Consider the following 22,832-nt stretch of genomic DNA (forward strand, 5'->3'; position numbering starts at 1 on the left):
TTCAGAAATCGAAGGGGGGCTTTTGATTGATTAGAAATCCCGCACACGAAGGGTTTGTTGGGATGAAGAGGCGCTGGCATAGCAGCCTACCATGATCCCAGTAAAGACACCACCAACTTCAGTAGTCAGATATTTTGTTTCTCCCCTACCTAAAGGCTGTGCTTGTCCTTGCTCATCAACAACAGAAAAACGATAAGTTTCTTTATTGGCGCTCAGCTGCAAGGTGACTGTATCTGCTGCATAAGGCAGTTTCTTTTCCACTTTCCATAGGGAACCGATTTGTCGGCGGAAAACTAGCTGCTGACTGGACGCCGTTTTTTCCAAGTAGCCCTCATAGTGATGGGTGGCATTTAAGAAAACCGTCAATCCCGCTTGTCCATCCGTTAGTTGCCGACAATCAAAGGTTGCTTGAAATTGTTGATCAAAGGCGGTTTGCCGTTGGAACACAGCCGCAAGTTTGCCTTGATCAGACAGACCCGTCTGATTAGGATGCAGCAAGAAGCCATGCGGCTCTTCTTCAATCAACGTCGGGTCCCATTCGAATAAAGTCACGTAATCAGGCTTGCTGCTCTTCTTTTGTGTTTCCTTTGGTGCCGCCGCTGTGTCTACCTGAATGGTTTCTGGTAGATGACCTTCCTCGCCAAACACCGGCCATGGGTTTGACCAGTCCACTGGCAGCAGGCATGTTTCCCGCCCTAACAAATGCCTCAAAGGATAGCTGATGGGGCGTACTGCTAGACAGACTGCCCACCAGTTGCCTTTAGTATCTTGCACGAGATCCGCATGCCCTGCGGCTTGCAGTGGCAGATTCGTACTGCGATTGGTCATCACTGGATTGTTGGGGCATGCTTCATAGGGTCCCGTCAAGGAACGGCTGCGGGCCATGGTCAGCATATGCCCATAGGACGTTCCGCCTTCGGAGATCAACAGGTAGTAATAACCGTCTTTTTTATACAAGTGGGGGCCTTCTGGATCAGCCGCTCCGCTGCCCGTCCAAATATTTTGCCGCGGGCCTAGTTCTCCAGAAGCCAAATCGATCGTCCGCAGATAGATCTCCTTATGGGTGCCTAAGTAATAGGTCTGCCCATCGTCATCTACGAAAATCGTCGGGTCGATCCCAGGGGTGTCCAGCCAAATCGGGTCAGACCATTCACCAGCGATGTCATCCGTCCAAATCAGAAAATTGCCTTCTCCTCCTTCGTTTGCGCCAACGTTAGTACAAACGAGGTAAAAGCGGTCCTTGATGAAACGCAAGGTTGGGGCATACAGACCAAAAGCATTGGGGTTTTTCGTCGATAGCTGCAACTGCTCAGGTCGCGAAAGTCCATGGCCAATCAGCTGCCAGTCTGCCAAGTTTTTACTGTGATAGATTGGTAATCCAGGAAAATATTCAAAGGTACTCGTCACCAGATAAAAGTCTTCACCGACACGGCAAATACTGGGATCTGGATGAAATCCAGGTAAAATTGGATTCGTGATGGTTCGCATGGGCATCTAGAACTCCTTTATCGTGGTTTGGTCAGCCGTCAGCTCATGGCTCGTTTTTCCAGCAGTCGTGTGTATCTGCAAGGATGCTTGCTGGATGCCAGTCAGCTTGACGATCAGTTCTTGATCGACTCTTTCGACAGCCACCTCGCCAAGCCACTCACCGTGGTGATCATAGATAGCGGCAGCGGTCTTGTCTTGCGGATCAAAAAGATGGATCGTTGGATGTTGGGCATAGTCATAGACTGCTTTGGTTTGTTCATGGCCTTCGATAATGACTTGATTTGGTCGGACTAACAGTGGCAAGTGGAAATAGTCATAGGTTTCTTGGTACCAGCGTCCGCCCTCGTAGGCTTTGCCAGATAAATAGTCGATCCAATGCCCCTTCGTTTTCGGTACGTAAAAGGAGACTGTTCCTTGATCATTAAAAATGGGCGCCACTAAAAGGTGTTCCCCCAGCATGTATTGGCGATCCAAATGATGGGTCATCTCGTCTTCAGGAAACTCTAAGACCATTGCCCGCATCATCGGAATCCCCGTTTGAGCGGTTAGCACCGATTGGGCTTGCAAGTAAGGCATCAAGGACAATTTTAACTTGGTAAAGGCTTTAGCTACCGCCACGGCTTCGTCGTCATAGACCCATGGCACTTTGTATTCCCAGCTGCCATGGTAACGGCTATGGGAAGACAGCAGACCAAATTGTGTCCAGCGCTTGTAGAGGTCTGGAGTTGAGCCAGCTTCAAACCCTGAGATATCGTGGCTCCAATACCCAAAGCCGCCTAATCCAAAGGATAGACCGGCTCGCAGCGACTCTGCCATCGATGGATAATCCGAGGTACTGTCGCCGCCCCAGTGTACAGGCAAACGTTGCGAACCAACCGAAGCTGCCCGCGCAAAAACGATGGCTTCTTCTGCTCCCTTGACTTCTTTCAGCAAGTCAAAGACGACCTTATTGTATAGATAGGCGTAATAATTGTGCATTTTTTCTGGATCAGAGCCATCATAGTACACCGCATCGGTGGGAATCCGTTCACCAAAATCCGTTTTGAAGCAATCCACCCCCATGTCTAATAAGGTACGCAGCTTGCTGTTGTACCAAGCGACCGCTTCAGGGTTGGTGAAGTCGACGATCGCCAAACCTGCTTGCCATTTGTCCCATTGCCAGACATCTCCATTGGCACGTTTCAAAAAGTAGCCATTCGTCATTCCTTCATCAAACAAGGGTGATTTTTGCCCAATGTAAGGATTGATCCAGACACAGATTTTCAATCCTTTGGCTTTCAAGCGCTGCAGCATTTTTTCAGGTTCTGGGAAAGTTCGTTCATCCCACGTGAAGTTGCACCACTCGTATTCTTTCATCCATAAGCAGTCAAAATGAAAGACCTCAAGAGGGATATCACGTTCTGCCATACCGTCTACAAAAGACGTCACGGTTTGTTCATCATAATCCGTCAAGAACGAGGTACTTAGCCATAACCCAAAGGACCATGCAGGCGGCAGCGACGGTTTTCCCGTCAAATCAGTGTAGCGCTGGATCACTTGTTTCAGCTCATCACCAGCAATCACAAAGTATTGTAGCGATTGTCCTGGATTGCTGAATTGAACACGCGAAACTTTTTCACTCCCCACTTCGAATTGCACCCGATTTGGTGAATTGACAAAGACGCCATACCCTTTATTACTTACATAAAAAGGAATATTTTTATAAGCTTGCTCTGTACCAGTCCCCCCATCGGCATTCCAAATATCAACACTTTGGCCATTCTTCACGAAATTAGTAAAGCGTTCCCCTAAACCATAGATCGTTTCTCCCACATCCAGAGTCAACTGCTCGCTGATATGGGTATTTGCTTGCGGATCGATCACTAAGGCTTTGCTGCGAGGCTTGCTTTGGGTAATCAGCTGTTCTTTGTAATAAAACGAAGCTGTCACATTTTCCTCTTTGGTGATTACGACTTGCAAGTCTCCCGAGCGAAAAACATAGGATTGCTCGTCTTCTGAAATATCAGGAGTGATCGCTTCTGTCATCAATTCAAAATCGGGGGCTTTGGCTTGGACCCCTTTATAGTTATAGAGGGTGATCCCAATGATATTGCTTCTAGGGGTAGTGACTTCCATCGTTAACAATCCGCCATCCAGCGTTGCCCCTTTATGTCCGACATAGCTATAAGGCAGATATAAAACCAATTTGTTTTCTTCTTTACGGGCATCGTAGACATGCACCGCAAATTTCACATCAAATCCTTCACGAAATAACCAACCGCCATCTGAAAATTTCATTTTTTTCCTCCTTGTTGGATCAATGTCAACGCCCCTAACAGACCAGAATCATTATAGTAACGACAAGTCTCGATCGGCACTTGGAAATCTGGCCAATGGGGGTTCTCATTGATTGCTTGTTTGATTATAGCTAATAGATCAGGGTGTTGGCTGATGCCGCCGCCGATCAGTATTTTTTCGGGATTCATCGTGACAGCTAGGTTGTAAATCGCAAGTGCGACATAACGTGCCCACTGATTCAGGATCTCCTGCGTTTCAGGATCACTCGACCGCTGTTGCATGATGGTTTCGCCTAAAATCTCCTCTGATTCAGGAATCGCTTTTGCCCGCCGATAGGCAGCAATCAGTCCTCTCGTTGAAGCTAGATCATGGAGGGTCGCAAAAGAAGATGCTTGAAAATCAGTGATCATCATTCCGAATTCTCCTGCCCGAAACCCATGTCCGTGAATCAACTGGCGCTGATGAACGAGCGCGCCACCAATACCGGTGCCTAATGTGATCATGACAAAATCTTGTACGTCAGCAGCATTGCCGGTAGAAAGTTCTGCTAAAGCAGCACATTTCGCATCATTTTCGATCCAGATCGCATAGGACTTGTTTAAACGCTGCTGCAGCTCTTGTACAACAGCACAGCCGTGTAAAGGAGCCAACGCCCCCGCCATGATCGCTCGGCCATTGACTGAATCAATGAAACCAGGAAAACTCAGCCCGATCCCTTCGATGACATGCACTTGCTCGACTTCTTTTATTTTGGCAGCTAAGGTAGCAAAAAATTCATCCCGCGTATTACTCGGGGTTTTGATTTTGCCTCGGTCCAGCCATTGATTCTTCTCGGTAAAAAACCCGAATTTGATATAGGTCCCCCCTACATCAAAGCACAGGCGTACATCTGTCATTTCTCCTCCTCCGTTCGAAAAGCGCTTACAGTTTTCATTTAAATTATATAAAAGAAAAAAAAGAAAGCCTACTTCTCAGAATAGACTTTCTTACTATAAAAATTAGCTTTTTCTGCCTCCGATAGGCCATAGGATACTTCTTTTTTATTTCAGCATTGCTCCATTTGAAGCAATGACTTCCTTATACCAATCAAAAGAATCTTTCTTGATTCGATCAAACGAACCATTCCCTTCATTGTCACGGTCTACATAGATGAACCCATATCTTTTTCGCATTTCACCTGTAGTAAATGAGCTGAGATCAATACAGCCCCATGCTGTATAGCCAATCACATCAATGCCGTCTTCCTCGATGGCAAGCATCATTTGTTTGATGTGTTCTGCTAGATAGTCAATCCGTTCGGGATCATGAATGCCGGTTTCTGTCATTTGGTCATTAAAACCAAAGCCATTTTCCACAATGAAAATCGGCAGTTCATAACGATCCTGCAAGAGATTCAGCATATAGCGCAAACCAATGTGGTCAATCGTCCAGCCCCATTCCGTCATCGTTGCATAAGGATTCGTTGTCAGCACACTGCTGCCCAACAGAGGATCATGTAAATAGTTTGCATCTGAGCGAGTAGATACTGTATTGCTTAAATAATAAGTAATCCCGATATAATCAACGGTGCCCTTTGCCAAATCATCAAGATCGGCTTCTGTTACATCGATCGTGTACCCTTTTTTCTGCCATTCATTGAGAATTCTTTTTGGGTAGTGTCCGCGAACGTGTACATCTGTGAAATAGAGTTGATTATTATCTTCTTGTTGTGCTAACAATTGATCACGAGGATCAGAAGTCAGCGGGTAATTAGGTGTGGCAGCTAAACAGCAGCCAATTTGAAACTCAGGATTGATTTTTTTCGCAGCTGTGACGACCCGAGCTGAAGCAACAAACTGATAGTGAGCGGCTTGGTACATGCCTGCTAGTTTCTCCTCATCCTCGTCAAAGATCACACCAGAATTGGTAAAACTGTAAATTGGATTATCGATGATCCGCTGATTGTTGATCTCGTTAAATGTTAGCCAATACCGCACTTTTTCTTTGTAGCGTTCCATTACAGTTTGCGCAAAACGTTCAAAAAATCCGATCATCTTTCTGTTGCGCCAAGCCCCATAGGTTTCAACTAAATGATAGGGCATCTCGAAATGAGACAACGTCACAACAGGTTCTATTCCATATTTTTGCATCTCGTCAAAGACCTGATCGTAAAAATACAGCCCTTCTTCGTTCGGTAGTTGTTCATCTCCTAAAGGAAAAATTCGTGTCCATGCGATACTGATTCGCAAAGCTTTGAAACCCATTTCCGCAAAAAGTTTGATATCTTCCGGGTAACGATGGTAAAAATCAATGCCTTCATGATTCGGGTAATATTCCTCAGGCAAGATTGTGTTGGTAATTTTCCGAGGCCGGTCTTTCGTTCCTGCTGTCATCACATCGGCAATACTGATCCCTTTCCCGCCTTCTTGCCAAGCACCTTCCACTTGATGAGCGGAGATCGCACCGCCCCATAAAAAGTTTTCTTTCATTTTCAAACTCCTATCCTTCGTTGTTTACGGTAAACAGAATCCCTTCTGCTTCAATTGTTCCGGCCGTTGTTTCGTACTCGATTACTGTATCTGGTCCACAATTTGTAACGATCACGGGTGTCGATAATTGATAGCCTTTATCCAGAATCGCCTGCCGGTCAAAGGTCAACAAACGATCTCCTCGTGCAATTGTCGCACCATTTTCGACGTTAACATCAAAAAACTCACCATTTAGATTCACGGTATTCAGCCCGACGTGGATCAATAATTCAACCCCTTGATCAGATTTGATACCAATCGCATGCTTAGAAGGGAAAACAGCAACAACAGTGCCCGCAAAAGGTGCCCGAATGATTCCTTCATCGGGGATGACCACAATTCCTTGTCCAGCGATCCCGCTGGCGAACACATCGTCTTCCACTTCTGCTAAAGGCATCACTTGTCCTTTTACCGGTGAGTAAATCGGAGTTGCTGCATTGGTTAAGATACTTTCTACCTCTGATTCAGGCTCTGCTTCAAATTCTGTCAGTTCGCTTTCCTTCACGCCGAAGAAATAAGCCAGTAAAGCACCTGACAACAATGAAACGGTGATTCCGATCAGATAGCCCACCAAAGGACTGTAAACAGGCAAGGAAAAAATATTATGGAAAACATACGCATTCATCGTCACACCAAAAGCGCCTAACACCGCTCCGCCTAAACCACCGGAAATAGCTACGATCGGCAAAAGTCTTTTGTAACGAAGAATAATCCCATAGACGATGGGCTCTGTCACGCCGGCAAAGAAGCCAGTCAATGCAACAGGGCCTGCCAAAGCCCGCATTTTCGAATGTTTTTTCGCTCGTAAGAAGAAGCCAACTGCAATCCCGATTTGAGCAAAAACAGCGGCCAATGCCATTCCTTCAATGGGGTCTCCACCTAATCTTGTCAGATTATCTAACGTTACAGGTGTAAAGCCCCAGTGCAAACCAAACATAACCATGAAGGTCATCCCGCCCCCTAAAACGATGCCTGAAAGGATTCGGCTTTTTTCAAATAACCACATTACACTTCCTGATAAAAGATCCCCGAAAAAGGTGCCGAATGGACCAAAAAGGATAACGGTCAATGGAATCATGATCATCAAACTAAGCATTGGTACGGCAAACAATTGAATGTCTTTATAAATAATCTTTTTCAAAAATTTATCTACAAATTGATAAATGAAAATAGCCGCAAAAATCGGAAATAGGGTTGTGGCATAGTCCACGGCTTGAACTGGTATCCCCAAGAAATTTGTATTTTCCACGCCAATCAACCCAGTAAACTGAGGTTCCAACAATGCTGCACCAATCACGCCGCCAACGTACATGTTGGCACCTAATCTTTTCGACAACGTGATCCCTAAGAAAATCGGTAAAAAATAAAATATTGCATTACTCGCGGCACTCAAAATGACATAAGTAGAAGATTCTGCTGATAACCAATTAAATTGGGTCAAAACCGTCAGCAGTGCTTTTAGCATCCCCGAACCTGCTAGAGCAGGAATTAAAGGAGAAAAAGCACCTGAGATAATTTCAAATACGGCGTTCAAATTAAAACCTGTTTTTTTCGAAGAACCTGTTTCTTGATCTGATAACCCAGCCATAGCTGAGATCGTCGCATAGTAATCTGATACATTGCTGCCGATTACGACTTGATATTGTCCTCCGCTTTGTACAACAGACATCACATAGGGCAGTTTTTGAAGTTCCCCTTTATTGGCCTTGGCGTCATCCTTCAAGCCAAAACGCAATCTCGTTGCACAATGAACCAAGCTGTCGATATTTTTTTCACCACCGATCAAGCGAATGATCGCGGCACTTTCGTTTTCAAATTTCATAGTTATTCTCCTTTTGCGTATAATAAAAAGCGTGATCTAGAATACACCTCAAACAAAAGACTCGTTTGAGTACTCACTCTAGGTCACGCCTGCTTTACCAGTAACGATCCGTTAAGATGCCAATCGATTTAAATGTAAGGTTAAATACAACACTTCATCTTCAGTGATTTCCCACTGATACCTATTTTCCAGAAATTGCTTGATTTTCATAGCACACTCATAATCCAACGGATATTTCAGTTGAATCACATCTAATAAACTAGACGCTGGTTGAGCTGGTAGCTCATTGCTCATCTGTCGTTTAACAAAGTAGCGAATGTGAGTGATGAATCGGGAAAAATAAATAGAGTCTTGTCTGAATTCTTTACCATAATGATAATTGATGATCGTCAAAATATCTTTCATGACTTTGGAAATCAGCATTGTTTCTTCCATTCCGTTGTTATCGCCTAAAAAATTCACGAAATGCAGCGTAATAAAAGCAGCCTCATCTTGCGGAATATTCAGATGTGTTCGCTTTTGCATCAGCTCAACCGCTTGAAGACCAATTTCATATTCTTTCGGGTACACCTGCTTTAATTCCCATTCTAGGGGTGTTTGAATTTTCATCCCTTCTCTTGCCCTCGTCAGAGCAAAACCGATATGGTCTGCAAGTGCCACTAGCAGTGCAGGATTGCTTTCGCATTGAAACGCTTCCTCAAACAATTTTAAAATATCGCTGGCCAGTTGCAGATCACGATATTCAATCCGTTTAAGCAGCTGTTCCAAATCTGCAATGCTTTTTTGGTCGTTAATGATGAATCGCTTTTCTATTTTCTTTTGATCGACAGTGTCGCCTGGCTTCAAACCAAAGCCGATGCCACTCCCCATCACAACTTCTTCTTGGTGATTGTCGTTCAGGACTAATGAAGCATTATTATTAAATACTTTGACGATTTCCATGGTCAACACCTCCTAAAATAAAACAAAAAAATAACGTCACCAACTAGCTATGATCTTTTTCCAAAACAAACGAATGGAGAAAATCTCATACCTGTGGTCACGCCTGCATTATCAGTAACGATCCGATGCACTTACTATACTTCAAAATGAAAACGACGTCAATAGCTTTTTTAAAGCATTTTCTTGTATGAGCTTCTGACGAGATTATTCAAAAAAATGGCGACAAAAAAAGACGTGTTGTCTCTTGCTGCCGCCATGCGAACCTGTAATGCCGCTTTTTCTTTTCACAAATTTCTCTTTTCATTGCCTATGCGATGGACTGTTTTCCTGAAAAATAGCTGCTCATGTATCAGCGAATTTTCTTATGTTTTTCGAAACTCATTCGGTGAAACCTGATGGTATTGTTTGAACTTTTTGTAGAAATAATCAACATTGCTGTAGCCCACCAATTCAGCAACTTCGTAGACCATTAGATTGGAATGACGCAAGATTTCCACCGCTTTTTCCATTCGAACTTCATCCAAGAACGCCAAATAATTTTTCCCAGTTTCTTTGCGAAACTTCTTGCCTAGATAGGCACTATTGTAATTGAAACGTTCCCCGATTTTTTTCAAGGTCAAATCTTCTTGATAATGCTTTTTCGTGTATTGGATCAATTCTGCAATGATATCGATTTGGTTCAAACTGCTGGCGACTGTTGCTTGCAAGTCTGTTAGTTTTGCGGTGATCACCTCTTGCAGCATTGGAAACGTCTGGGCGAGAAAAATCTGCTGATGCACTTCGTCTGTCGACCATTCGATTGCTAAGGCTACTTTTTCACTGATTTGATGCTGCAGCCATTCGATGTCACCATTGATTTGCCATTTGATCTCTTCTTCCAATGCCAATGAATGATAAAAGGTTTGATAATAGCGGGATAACGGCTGTTCTAACGGATCGTTTGCCAAAATCGCCTTAACTAATTCTTCACGCAAATCGCTTCGTTCTTCTGCTTCTTGCGTCGTATCCAAAACATGGTGAGAAATGACTTGATTGGGAAATAAGAAAATCAATTTACTTAATGTCTGGATATCGATCATCAATGGCTTCAAGTTATCTTGCGCCGCAAACCAGCGGGAGATCAAGATTTCTTGGTGAGCCATTTTTTTACGGCACCATGCATCGATCGCCTCGTCGGGAAAGCGCTCCTCGTTTAACAAGACCAAATACCGATGATGCCGATGGATCAAGGTGACGACTTGCGCCACTTGCTCCTGCAATTTCTCAACCAGCTTTTGGGCATCTGCCTCCTCGGAAAGACGCAATAGCTTGATGGCTTGTGCGTCTTTGATTCCCGTTTGATCCCCGCCAAACAATTTCTCCATCAACTGACTCTTCTGATTTTTCTGCTGATCGGTCTTGGCTTTTTGATCGATTTTCGTCAAAATACCGATCAGCTCTTCTTCATCAACTGGTTTCAGCAAATAGGTCACAGCGCCCAGTTGCAAAGCTTGCTTGGCATAGTCAAAATCTGAGTAGCCGGATAAAATAATGGCAAAAAACAAAAGCCCTTCCTCCGATGCTGCTTGCACCATCTCAAGACCATTTTTTCCCGGCATACGGATATCAGCGATCACAACATCTGGCTTCAATTCGCGGATCATTGCCAAGCCAGCTTCGCCGTTTTCCGCCGACCCGACGATTTGATACCCCAGACGTTCCCAATCGATGATCAGAGGTAGCCCATTTCGGATCGATGCTTCATCGTCAACGATCAACACTTTACGCATTTTCCAACCTCCATTTTCAGCTACTCCTTCATTACATCATGTTTCACTTGTCAAACTTGCCCCGTTGGTGCGAATCACCTCTTGATACCAATAAAAACTATCTTTCGGGATGCGCGCCAACTGACGTTCGCTTTGATTGTCGCGATCAACATAAACAAACCCATAGCGTTTTTTGTATCCATTCAACCAACTTAGTAGATCTGTAAAGGACCAAGCACAATAGCCGATCAGCTCAACCCCATCCGTGATGGCCTTTTGCAGTTCCACCAGATGTTCCTGCAAATAGGTGATGCGGTATGGGTCATGGATCTGTTTGTCTTCTGTCAATTGATCGATAGCGCCTAACCCATTTTCAGTAATAAAAATCGGCAAGTCATAATTGGCTTGGATGCGCCGCAAGGCTACACGGAAACCAACGGGATCGATCTCCCAGCCCCAATCCGTTTTTTTCAAGTGAGGATTTTCTGCTGTCGCAAACATGGTTTCTTCGGGTGAGAACTCACCAGTTGCCGCTTGCATCAAATACGGATCGACTTTAGAAAATTCTTTCTTTTCAGCTGACTGCTTTTGCAAATTGTTTTGCTGGGCCGTCCCACCGTGATAGTAATTGATTCCTAAGAAATCAGGTTTTGCCTGTTTTAATAGTGCTTGATCTTCTGGAGTGACTTCAGGAGCCAAGCCAACTTTGGCTAATTGCTTGTAGACAAATTTTGGGTATTCGCCTTTGCAATAGACATCTAAAAACCATGCGTTGTTGAAGGCTTCGCCATTTTCTGCTGCCAGCACATCTTCTGGGTCACAGCTAAACGGATACATCGGTCCATAGCCAAAACTTGGACCGATCTTGCCCTGAGGAACCAGCTCATGGAACAAATTGATCGCCTTAGCATTGGCAAGGTTGATGATATGATTGGCTGCATACATCCGTTTTAAGTCCTTCAAGCCCGGCGGATGTGCCGCCCAACGGTACCCAAGAGAAGTGAAGACATTTTGTTCATTCATGGTGACCCAATAGGTGACTTTCTTTCCTAGGCGTTCAAAAAGGATCCGGCAATACCGTTCAAATGCTTCTGCTGTTTCTCGGCCTTCCCATCCTAAGTATTTGTCTTGCAAAGCCTGGGGAAGGTCCCAATGATACAGCGTCAAAATCGGCTCTACTCCTTGCCGAAGCAATTCGTCCACCAGCTTTTCGTAAAACGCCACACCCGCTTCATTGACCGCGCCTTCGCCATCAGGCAAGATTCGCGACCACGCCACGCTGAAGCGATAGGCTTTCAAGCCCATTTGCTTCATCAAAGCAACATCTTCTTTGTACCGATGGTAATGATCGATCGCCACTTTGCCGTTGGTTTCCTCAAAAGTATTGCCAGGAATTTGGGCATAGGTGTCCCAAATCGACGGACCTTTGCCGTCTTCTGCCCATGCTCCTTCAATTTGATAGGCCGCCGAAGCTGCCCCCCATAAGAAGTTTTCTGGGAAAGGATCTAAGTTTGTGTGAAACATCAAGTTGCCTCCTTCATTTCCTAAACCGAAATAAATCGGTTACATTTTATCGTATCATAAGTTGGTTGATTCGTAACAATTGCCAAAAGATATTTTTAGGTGAAAAAACTGCCGCTCCTCAGAACGACAGTCGTTTCTTATTAAAACAGGTAATCATTCAAACGAGATTTCACATATTCAATGTGGCTGGATTCTAATTCGATTTGATCATGCGCCAATGCGTAATCTGTCAGTGTTTCTAAGTTTTCCTCATCAGCAACGATCTTCGCTCCGATGCCTTCTTGGAAAGAGGCGTATCGTTTTTCCTTCAATTCGTCTAAGAAGCGGTCTTCTTTTAGTTTCGCTGCTGCTTTCAACGCTCGGGCATACGTATCCATACCAGCGATGTGGGCTAACAACAGATCTTCCATTTCAAATGACGAACGACGGACTTTAGAATCGAAATTGATTCCTCCCGGCGCAATGCCGCCGTTTTCTAAGACTTCGTATAAAGCAAGTATCGAGTCAAAGACGTTGGTTGGGAATTCATCCGTATCCCACCCTAACAGCATATCTCCTTGGTTGGCATCCAGTGAGCCTAATGCGTTATAGCTACGGGCAACGGCGATTTCATGTTCAAAGGTATGGCCAGCTAAAGTTGCATGATTGGCTTCTAGGTTTAATTTGAAATCTCCTTCTAAGCCGTAGTGCTGAATGAAGGCCATCGTTGTCGCTGCATCAAAATCATATTGATGTTTTGATGGTTCTTTTGGTTTCGGCTCTAATAAGAACTGCGGTTTATGACCGATTTTTTCGCCATAAGCGATCGCCATTTTGAATAGACGGGCGATGTTGTCTTGTTCAAATTTCATGTCTGTATTCAACAAGGTTTCATAGCCTTCACGGCCACCCCAGAAGACATAGTTTTCGCCGCCTAATTTTTTCGAGATGTCTAAGCCTTTTTTGACTTGGGCTGCCGCATACGCATAAACTTCTGCATTATTGGTGGAAGCAGCGCCGTTATTGAAACGAGGATGTGAGAACATATTTGCTGTATTCCATAATAGTTTGATTCCCGTTTGTTCCATTTTTTCTTTGATCAAATCGGTGATTTCGTCTAAGTTTTGGAAAAATTCTTCTAACGTTTCCCCTGCAGGTGCCACGTCAACATCATGGAAACAGAAGAACTCTGCCCCTAATTTTTCGCAAATCTCGAAGAAGGCTTCTACTCGATTTTTCGCCGTTTCCATTTCGGTGTCACCGATCCACGTCCGTTTGTTGACAGGTGCGCCAAAAGGATCAGAACCGTCTTGCGTCATCGTATGCCAATAGGCGATTGCAAAACGTAGATGATCTTTCATTTTCTTGCCTAAAACAACTTCTTCGGCATCGTAGTGGCGAAATGCAAACATATTGTCTGTTTTAGGACCTTCGTAGCGGATTTTTTCGATCTCTGGAAAATAAGTCATTGTTGTTGCCTCCATTTTATGTTTTTTAGTGTAATAAACTAACTTACTTGTTTCCAATCATTTAGAACCAAAAACGATTCCTCGCTTTGATCAAGTAGATTGCCTGCTGCCATTACGCTACTCGATTTGCGCCAATGCATGGCAGATAGGGGCGGTTTGTTGGTAGACGGTGCGGTAGATCGCATAAATTTCTTGGTATTTGGCGACATTTTCAGGAATCGGTGCAATGGCCTTGCCGTATTTGACAAAGGCGTTAACACAGGCAGCTGCATCTGGATAAATGCCACTGCCGATTGCTGCCAGCATTGCTGCGCCCATACCTGGACCTTGCTCAGTAGACAAAGTCAGCATTTCTGCATTAAAAATATCGGCTTGCATTTGCAGCCATTCGGCATTTTTCGCACCGCCCCCCACAGAAACGATCTGGGTGAATTTCCGCTGTGCCCGTTCTTCCATGATCATTTGGGAATCTTTCAAAGAGAAGGTGATCCCTTCTAAGACCGCACGACTGAAATGCTTTTCGCGATGCCGTGTGTCGATGCCGATAAAACTACCCCTGATTTGGCTGTCGGTATGCGGTGTGCGTTCGCCCACGATATAAGGCGTAAACAGCAGGCCTTCTGCCCCTGGGTTTACCTCACTGATCGCTGAAAGCAATTCCTGAAACGATTGGTTGGGGGCAAACGTATCACGATACCAGCTTAAGGAATTTCCAGCGGCTAACGTGACCCCCATTGAATACAACTTGTCTTTGATCGCATGACGGAAAAGGTGTAGATCTCCTTGATAATCAACCTCTTGCGCTTCTTCAAAGGATAAGAACACACCGCTAGTGCCAATCGACACCATGCCGACACCTTCGGCGATGATCCCTGAACCTAATGCAGCACAGGCATTGTCTGCGCCACCTGCATAGATCGTCACCTCTTGTTCAAACCCAAAAGCTTCTTGCAGCTCTTTTCGCATTTGCCCTACAGGCGCTGCTGATTCAAAAAGCGGCGGCAGTAAATCCGATGCGATTGCGAATTTTTCTAGAATGGCTTCAGACCAGCACTTCTTTTCGATATCCAGCAGTAACGTACCCGCTGCATCGGAATAATCCATCGAATAGTTCCCAGTCAGCCAAAAAGCCAAGTAGTCTTTTGGCAGCATCATGTGACGAACTTGTTGCCAATGTTCAGGCTCGTGTTCTTGGACCCATAAAATTTTTGGTAAGGTGAACCCTTCCAAAGCAACATTCTTGGTGATTGCTTTTATTTCCTCTCCAAAGGATGCCATGATCGCTTGGCATTGTTTGGTGGTCCGAACGTCATTCCATAATATTGCCGGACGAATGACTCGGTTTTCTTCATCCAATAAAACAAGACTATGCATTTGCCCAGAAAAGCTGATGCCGATCAATTCCTTTTGCAGCGTTGGAAGCTGCTGGATCAAGGTTTTGATCACCTTATCTGCCGCCTGTTGCCAGTGCACCGGCTCTTGCTCACTGAACCCCGGTCTTGGGGATGACAATGGATAGTCAGCACTTGCTGTTCCTTGGAGTTCCCCGGTTTGATCAAAAACTAAGCCTTTTAACGCACTTGTTCCTAGATCCAACCCTAAAAAATAAGCCATCTCTTCTCTCCTTCCTCTGTTTGAAGCAGTTAACCATTGACTCTTAAACGGTTAATTAGCATTCAAAACTAACTAATTGGATAGTAAACGATTCTCGCATTCCTGTCAAGCGCTTTCAACGAATCTTTCATGGTTTTTCCTTCTCAAACTGCTGCTCCTACATTCTGCGTCTTTTCTTTATTCTTCAGCTTGCACAATATTAATTTGCACGGTAAACTAACACTAATCACATCTACGAAGAGGAGAACACATGATTATCAATAAAATGGGCATACGCGAACAAAATGAAGCGGCTGTATTGAAGACGATCATTGACAATGAAAATGTGTCACGAGCGGAAGTGTCAAATTTGACCCATCTCAATAAAGCGTCTGTTTCTCAAATAACCAAAAAACTGATCGACACGGACTTCGTGCGCGAAGTCGGCATTGGTGATTCCACTTCGATCGGTGGTCGCAAACCGATTCAATTGCAATTCAATCACCGTAGCAGCTTAGCTGTTACCTTTGACATCGGCTATAACTATGTTCGAGGGATGCTCTCTTATATCAATGGCGAGATGATCGCCTCTGCCGACCATTCCCATGAATTGATCACCAAAGAAAATGTACTGGCGACGATCGATTCCATGATGAAAGAGTTTTGGCCGCAAATGCCGCAAACCACTCATGGATTAGTAGGAATCTGTTTGGCGATCCACGGCATCGTTCACAATCAGACGGTCACCTTTGCCCCCTACTACGACTTGGAACACTTTGATTTGATCGCCCCTTTGAGCCAAAAATACAATACGGCGGTCTATATAGAAAACGAAGCCAATCTGACGGCTTTAGGCGAGTACTGTTTTTCTTCTGATTCCACGAATTTACTGAGCGTCAGCGTCCATAGTGGGATCGGTGTCGGAATCATCGTTGATGGGCAGCTGCAAACCGGTACTCACGGCATGGCGGGGGAAGTTGGTCATTCTACGCTCTTTCCTCACGGCAACTTGTGCCCTTGCGGCAATCGAGGCTGCTTAGAGCAATACGCGTCGAACAAAGTCTTGTTTGACACCTACAGTCACTATACAAAAACTGCGTTCGTTAATTCGGATACCTTTGCACAAGCCTATCATGCCGGAGAAAAATCAGCAGTCGAGTTGGCGCAACAAAATGTTGAGTTTCTTAGTATTGGGCTAAACAATGTCATCACTTTTTCTGATCCCGAAGAAGTCTATATCAACAGCTCGGTCTATCGCAAAATTCCTGATTTATTACTAGCGCTGCAGCAAAAATTGACCAGCCAGTTCACCAAAAACACGAAGATCAAAAACAGTCGATTAGGCGATCAGGCCCCGCTGTTTGGCGGCAATGTTTTAGTGGCGAAACATTTCTTGAATATCAACGATTTGCGCTTTGCGGCACTTGATCTCTCCCGTGTGATCCGTTAAATGAATGCTGGACTGAAGACTCAGTCCAGCGTTTTCTTTTGGTAAAAAGGTCTCGCTATCCTTTGATTCCGCCAGCCGTCACACCGCCCACGATGTATTTCGATAGAAACAGGTAAATCAGCAGTAAAGGAATAATACTTAATGAGATCCCTAGATACATACTGCCAAATTCAGTACGGTAAACATCGGTTTTCAGCAATTGGACCAGCATCGGCAACGTATACTTTTCCGTATCGTTGATCAAGATCAAGGGCATCAAGAAATTATTCCACGAGGTCACGAACGAGAAAATCGCCATGGTGGCTAAGCCCGGTTTCATCAAGGGCAACATGATGCGATGGAAAATTTTGATTTCGCCGGCTCCGTCCAAACGAGCAGAATCTGCCAAATCAGGATGATAGATCGTTTCTAAGTATTGCTTTAAGAAAAAAACGGTAGCAGGTGATGCGATCGCTGGTAAAATCAATGGCAGAAAATTATTTAAGAGCCCTAAGCGATTCATAAATTGATAAAAACCGATCATGCTGATTTGCTGAGGAATCATGATCAGCCCAAGAATGACAGCAAACAGGACTTTCTTGCCACGAAACTCATAGGCGATCACGCCATATGCTGTCAATGCCGAAAAATATACATTGAGAACGGTAGCGCCAGCCGCAATCAAGAAACTATTTTTAAACCCATTGAAAACATTGAAGCCTCTGCCCATTAAGACGGACCAGTTGTATTGGAGATTACCGCCTGGCCACAAGGACAGCCCTTGCTGGATCTGTTCTGCTGAACGGGTCGCATTGACTAAGACGACCCAAAAGGGCAGAATACTTAAGATGGTCAGCAACACCAAAAAGACATAGATCAACAATCGTTTTGCTCGATAGCTATTTTCCATTTATTTTCGCCCCACTTTGCTGTTTTCTTTGAAAAATTGAAACAATAACGTGCTTAATACGATCGAAAGTACCAATAATAGCACCGACGCGGTTGCGGCAACGTTGAAATTCCGACTCCCGGTAAAGGCTTGGTTGTAGATAAACATCGTGATCGTTAAGACACTATTGTTGGGATTGCCGTTTGTCAGCAAAAAAGGAATGTCGAACATTTGCAAGCCGCCAATCAAGGATGTCACTAATGTATAAAGCAAGATTGGTTTTAACAAAGGCAGCGTGATCTTGCGGAAAATTTGACCATCATTGGCTCCATCGACCATTGCTGATTCAAAAAGAGCATCATCAATGCTCAAAATGCCCGAAACCAAAACGATCGTTGTCTGACCATACCACATCCAAAATTGGATAAAGGAAACGATCAGCCGAGTGCCCGTTTCACTACGGAAAAAGTCATAGGGCTGGTCCAAAACACCGAAATGCTGCAAGACTAGGTTGATCGGACCTAACGGAAAACTGAACAAAACGAAAAATAAGATTGCTACTGAAGCGGCAGTAATGATGTTGGGTAAGTAAAAAACGACTTTGAAGAAGCCTTTCCCCCGCAAGCGCAACTTGATATTGGTAAACCATGCCGCCAGCAACAGAGCCAAGCCAATTTGAGGGACAAAGTTTACGCCCCACAAAATAAAGGTATTGCTGATGGATTTTAAAAATAACGGGTTGCGAAAAATCGCAAAATAGTTATCCAGTCCGACAAGATTGGCAGCTGGATTCCACCCTTTTAGATCCGTAAAGCTTAGGTAAATCGTATAGAGAATTGGATAAAGCTGAAAAACCAAGAATGCTAGAAAAAATGGTGCGATAAATAATAGCCCATAGCGATGATACTGTTCAAATCTTCTCTTATTCTGCATCGTAATCCCCCTGATATTTATTTCTTCTACTGCCAACTTCTGCCTGTAAAGACAAGCCATTTGAGCAGCGCATAATACCTAGAAAAGGTTGAAACCGCCCCCGTCTTCGGTGCCGGTTTCAACAACACCTAATCTACTTGAACATCTGGATAAGCATTGACGACCGCATCTTTAAAGTTTTGGATCGCCGTTTCCTGATCCACTTCACCTTTTGAAAATGGTGTCAAACAACTATCCGTAAAGAGGGTTTCAATCGTCTGGTCATACTCGGTCAGAATTTTCGCATTGATGTCTTGAACCATATCGGCAAATTCTGCATAGTGGTTTTGACCGCCTAAAAATTCCTCTTCATATTCGCCTTTAATTTCTTCAACGACTCGCTCATTTGATACAAAATCACCGGTATCTTCGGCCCATTGTTTTAAAAATGCTTGATCTGTGGTCAAGTAAGCCACCAATTGCGCAGCTTCTTCTTGCATCTCAGAATTTGCTGTAGCACCGATCCATGTGCCGCCCCAGAACCACGACGACGGTCCTTGGATCATGCGCCAGTCCCCTTCTGTTGAGCTGGAGTTATCGGCAGCTGTCGCATTTGGTTTTAACCAATAGTGCAGCCCCCATGTCGGCAAACTATAACCGAATACATTGTCGCCATTCATTCCAGCAAACCAAGCTTCTGATTGTCCTTCTGTATCTTGTGTCAGGCCTTCTTCTACAAATTTTCGTGATACATCCAACAAGTCATACAAACTGTCGTCGATCACTAATTTGCCGTCTTCAACCCAGCCATGTTCGCGTTGACCATAAAAAGGCTTTGCCAAATCTTGGACACTAGAGATCATATAGGTGGTTCCACCACTTTTTTCTTTGACTGCTTTGGCTTGCTCATAGAACTTGTCGTAGTCTGACAATGCCGATTGCGCAGCCGCTGGATCATCGATCCCTAGCAGCTCTTCTGCCATCGATGCCCGGTAATAAAACCCGCCAGGAGCAGCTTGCCAAGCCAAGGCATGAAGAACCCCGTCTTTTGAAGTCCCTACGTCTTTGACATATTGATACGTATCTGCCGCGGCTTCATCAAGCCCCAGTGAACCAAGGTCTGCCATCATGCCTGATTCCACATATTTTTTGACAAAGGCAGATTCTAAAGCAATCACATCTGGTGCATCTTTGGAACCGAGAATCGGATCGAGCTTGGTCTCGAATTGGTCAGAAGGAATCTCCACGATCCGAATGTCATAGGCCAAGTCGTCATGCGCCGGCAAATAGTAATCATTGATCATTGTTGATAATTCTGAAGTAAAGGTCCAAACCACGAGTTCATCCTTGCCACTACTTCCCGTTGCGCTATTATCTGAGCTGCTGTTTCCAGAACCATTCCCGCAGCCACTAAGCATAAAAGCTGCTAAGCCCGCTACTGACGCTGTTTGTAAGACCCGTTTCCAATTTTTCATCTTTCTTCCTCCTCGATTTTTTGATAATCAAATGAATCAAAATCAGCCGCCAAACGATTGCCGGTCGTATCGATCGCAAACATCCCTACAAAAGCCCCTGTAAAGAATCCACCGTAATGTTCTGCTACATAGTCGTCAGACAATTGCAAGCTGTCAAATAGCTGATCGATGACCTGCCACTCTTTTTGATCAAACGAGTACGCGTATTGATAGTGGGCATAATGAACGATCGTTTTGAAGTAGACTGTTTGTACATCGGCTGGTATCACAACTTCTGGTGCTTTTTGACTCTTCAGTTGGCCCTTATCGCTTGCCAATACAGTGATGATTCTGCCTTTCGTCTCATCATGAGTGATGCAGATCGCCGACCAGTTTTGTGTATTGTAGTAATTCGTCATGCCTGCCAACTGTAGAAACGAGGTCGGTGAAAATTCGACGGCAGTCGTTGCTTCGAAACGAAAATCGCTCCATCTTCTTGCCACTAGTGCTTGATGGAACAAGGAATTGAACGACTCTCGCCCATACAAGCGCAAGTACCCTGGTCGTGCGGTCAAACTACCGATTTTCTCAGAAAAAGGAATCCGCAAGGTTTGAAACACTGGTGCCAACGACGCCTCTTCAAAATCATCAAAGCCTGATTCTGTTTCCCACGGATGTTCGGGCAGCTGTGGCTGTGGGACTTCCTCTTTTGGAAAGTTTCCGCCTGTGATATACGGCCAATCATTTTCCCAATAAACAGACTGGATCGCTGTTTCTCGTCCGAGCGGGCAATAACCGCGATTTTCTAAGAGGGGCGTTTCTGGATACTTCAGCGCTCGCCCTGTTAAGTGAACAAAATACCATTCATCGGTCTGCGTTTTCACAAATGAACCATGGCCAGCTTTTTGTAGCAGGATCTCTGGCTGTCCCCAGGAACTGATCAGAGGGTTTTGAGGATGAACTTCATAAGGCCCTTCGATGTGCGTCCCACGAGCGATGGTACTTGCATGTTCAAACTTGGTGCCACCTTCTGCCGTCAATAAATAATAATAGCCGTTCACTTTATACATAACCGGTGCTTCCGTCAATTTGCGCTCTGTTCCTTTGAAGATGATTTTGGGCTGCCCCACCAATTTCTTGGCTTGCCAATCAAACTCTTGGAGAGCGATCCCATAAAAGGAATGGTTTGTCGGACGATAATCCCAAACCATGTTCAGAAAATATTTTTTGCCGTCGTCGTCATGAAATAACGAGGGATCGAAACCAGAAGAATTCATATAGATTGGTTCTGACCAATCCCCATCAATGGTTTCACAGGTGATCAAATAATTGTTCACATCTTTCCAACTATTAGATTGTGTTTTGACATCTGAATAAATCAACCAAAAACGACCATCACTGTAACTTAAGTTTGGCGCCCAAACGCCCCCAGAATCTGGGTTTCCCAGCATATTCAACTGACTGACACGATTGACTGGTGTACTGATCAAGCGCCAGTTCTTCAAATCCTTCGAATGGAAGATGCGCACACCTGGAAACCATTCAAAGGTCGACGTAGCAATGTAATAATCTTCACCTGCACGACAAATACTCGGGTCTGGATGAAAGCCTGTTAGTATCGGATTGGTAATCAAAAAAATTTCCTCCTCTTTCCCTCTTTGGCATTTTGTGGTTCAACTGAGTGTCAGTAGGAATGAGCTTCATTCAGTTAGTAAGTTTTCTTTACTAATATACCTAACAAAAAAAAGAAACTTGCTGCTGCAGCTCATTTTAAAAATATTCACTAATCATTGTTCTATTTACTTTCTTCAGCTGAACTGTCATAATTATAGAATGAAATCGCTATCATTCACAGGACGATTTCCACACATCGATAGACAAAAAATGGAGGATAGATCGCGTGACCATTTTAGAAGAATACCATTTCGGCGAATACCTAGGCGTTTCCAGTTACCATCCCTACTCGCTTAATTACATGGAACATTTTCATCGTTCCTTTGAATTGCTTTTTTGTAGTGATGGCGAAGCGGTTGTCAAAATCGAAGAAAGTCCCTATGTCCTTACGACAGGCCAAGTGTTATTAGTCATGCCTTATCAGACTCATGCCATTGAAACCCCTAAGGAATCACAATTGCATATTCTTGTGTTTTCACCTGAGTATATTCCAGATTTTTACGCCAAAACGAAAGATTTCGCTTTGTCAGATCCGGTGATCACCATTGATTCATCTGTTGCCAAGCAGCTCTACTATCCTTTATTTGAAACGGATTCCCTCTATTTACGAAAATCGGCACTGTATCAAGTCCTGTACCTTTTTGAACACCAAACGACTTTATTACCAGCCAAAAATCAAGAGGATATCCTGATCCAGCTACTTGTTTACATCGAATCCCATTTCAAAGAAGAACTGACGCTCGAAAAACTAAGCAGCAGTATCGGTTATAGCAGCGTCTACGTTTCCAGAATGATCACCGATAAATTGAAAAGCACCTTTCCTCGGCTTTTGAATCAAGCAAGAATACGCCATGCCTCTTTTTTGCTGACCCATAGTCTCTTGCCGATTACGGAAGTAGCAGAACAAGCAGGCTTTCAAAATGTGCGAACCTTCAATCGAAATTTCAAAGCATTGACCTCACTGACGCCAAAAGAATACCGTTTAAAACACAATGCTCATTTTTCGTTGCTGAAGGAATAGCGTAAAAAAGCAGCTTCACTTAGCTGTAAAGTGAGCTGCTACAATCTTACTCGTTTTTCTAGTCAGCCTTTTGCCTCATTCCTAGAAACTAGTGAAAAACGCTC

Annotated in this window: 16 protein-coding genes; 2 read left to right on the forward strand and 14 right to left on the reverse strand. The window is 44.3% G+C overall.

The genetic code is table 11. The annotated features are described in order from the left end of the window. Window positions 1-30: 30 nt before the first annotated feature. From IGI76_RS13580 to xylB, 10 genes are all read right to left on the reverse strand, one after another. Window positions 31-1,494 (reverse strand): family 43 glycosylhydrolase, encoded by a 1,464-nt coding sequence (locus IGI76_RS13580; RefSeq protein ID WP_430615815.1) that lies wholly within the window; start codon window positions 1,492-1,494, stop codon window positions 31-33. Then, window positions 1,495-3,765, reverse strand: coding sequence for an alpha-xylosidase (yicI, locus tag IGI76_RS13585; RefSeq protein WP_430615817.1), 2,271 nt, complete (start codon window positions 3,763-3,765; stop codon window positions 1,495-1,497). Then, window positions 3,762-4,661 carry an ROK family protein gene (locus tag IGI76_RS13590; protein WP_333718698.1) on the reverse strand — a complete coding sequence of 300 codons (900 nt, stop codon included), beginning with the start codon at window positions 4,659-4,661 and terminating at the stop codon, window positions 3,762-3,764. The genes yicI and IGI76_RS13590 overlap by 4 nt, the downstream gene beginning before the upstream one ends. 144 nt (window positions 4,662-4,805) lie before the next feature. Beyond that, window positions 4,806-6,233, reverse strand: coding sequence for a 6-phospho-beta-glucosidase (locus IGI76_RS13595; protein ID WP_438781627.1), 1,428 nt, complete (start codon window positions 6,231-6,233; stop codon window positions 4,806-4,808). Window positions 6,234-6,243: 10 nt separating this feature from the next. Further along, window positions 6,244-8,094 (reverse strand): beta-glucoside-specific PTS transporter subunit IIABC, encoded by a 1,851-nt coding sequence (locus IGI76_RS13600; RefSeq protein WP_438781629.1) that lies wholly within the window; start codon window positions 8,092-8,094, stop codon window positions 6,244-6,246. Between the two features lie 111 nt (window positions 8,095-8,205). Next, entirely contained in the window at window positions 8,206-9,036 is an 831-nt protein-coding gene (licT, locus tag IGI76_RS13605; RefSeq protein WP_010749938.1) for a BglG family transcription antiterminator LicT, read from the reverse strand. Between the two features lie 362 nt (window positions 9,037-9,398). Beyond that, window positions 9,399-10,805: a response regulator gene (locus tag IGI76_RS13610; RefSeq protein WP_333718701.1), complete on the reverse strand. Its 1,407-nt coding sequence runs from the start codon at window positions 10,803-10,805 to the stop codon at window positions 9,399-9,401. 36 nt (window positions 10,806-10,841) lie between these two features. After that, window positions 10,842-12,308, reverse strand: a complete 1,467-nt coding sequence (locus tag IGI76_RS13615) for a glycoside hydrolase family 1 protein (protein WP_333718702.1) — start codon at window positions 12,306-12,308, stop codon at window positions 10,842-10,844. Window positions 12,309-12,448: 140 nt separating this feature from the next. After that, entirely contained in the window at window positions 12,449-13,756 is a 1,308-nt protein-coding gene (xylA, locus tag IGI76_RS13620; RefSeq protein ID WP_333718703.1) for a xylose isomerase, read from the reverse strand. A 117-nt stretch (window positions 13,757-13,873) separates the two neighbouring features. Continuing rightward, the gene (xylB, locus tag IGI76_RS13625; RefSeq protein ID WP_333718704.1) at window positions 13,874-15,370 is read right to left on the reverse strand and encodes a xylulokinase; all 1,497 of its coding nucleotides are present in this window, start codon (window positions 15,368-15,370) and stop codon (window positions 13,874-13,876) included. A gap of 250 nt (window positions 15,371-15,620) precedes the next feature. Between xylB and IGI76_RS13630 the strand changes: the two genes are divergently transcribed. Next, entirely contained in the window at window positions 15,621-16,799 is a 1,179-nt protein-coding gene (locus IGI76_RS13630) for an ROK family transcriptional regulator (protein ID WP_015510297.1), read from the forward strand. Window positions 16,800-16,854: 55 nt separating this feature from the next. Here IGI76_RS13630 and IGI76_RS13635 read toward each other — a convergent pair whose 3' ends face one another. The 4 genes from IGI76_RS13635 to IGI76_RS13650 form a co-directional block, all read right to left on the reverse strand. Continuing rightward, window positions 16,855-17,688, reverse strand: coding sequence for a carbohydrate ABC transporter permease (locus IGI76_RS13635; RefSeq protein WP_005228444.1), 834 nt, complete (start codon window positions 17,686-17,688; stop codon window positions 16,855-16,857). After that, complete coding sequence (locus IGI76_RS13640; protein ID WP_034858631.1) at window positions 17,689-18,600, reverse strand: carbohydrate ABC transporter permease; 912 nt, start codon at window positions 18,598-18,600, stop codon at window positions 17,689-17,691. It abuts the gene before it with no gap. A gap of 128 nt (window positions 18,601-18,728) precedes the next feature. Continuing rightward, on the reverse strand, window positions 18,729-20,054 hold the full coding sequence (locus tag IGI76_RS13645) for an ABC transporter substrate-binding protein (protein ID WP_333718705.1): 1,326 nt from the start codon (window positions 20,052-20,054) through the stop codon (window positions 18,729-18,731). Next, complete coding sequence (locus IGI76_RS13650) at window positions 20,051-21,667, reverse strand: glycoside hydrolase family 43 protein (protein ID WP_333718706.1); 1,617 nt, start codon at window positions 21,665-21,667, stop codon at window positions 20,051-20,053. Before IGI76_RS13650 ends, IGI76_RS13645 begins: the two co-directional genes overlap by 4 nt. Before the next feature lie 266 nt (window positions 21,668-21,933). Here IGI76_RS13650 and IGI76_RS13655 point away from each other — a divergent pair, with 266 nt between their 5' ends. Then, window positions 21,934-22,728, forward strand: a complete 795-nt coding sequence (locus IGI76_RS13655; RefSeq protein WP_005228440.1) for a helix-turn-helix transcriptional regulator — start codon at window positions 21,934-21,936, stop codon at window positions 22,726-22,728. Window positions 22,729-22,832: the final 104 nt, after the last annotated feature.

The organism is Enterococcus sp. DIV2449a, from assembly GCF_051711225.1.
In the GTDB taxonomy this organism is placed as follows: Bacteria; Bacillota; Bacilli; order Lactobacillales; family Enterococcaceae; genus Enterococcus_D; species Enterococcus_D casseliflavus.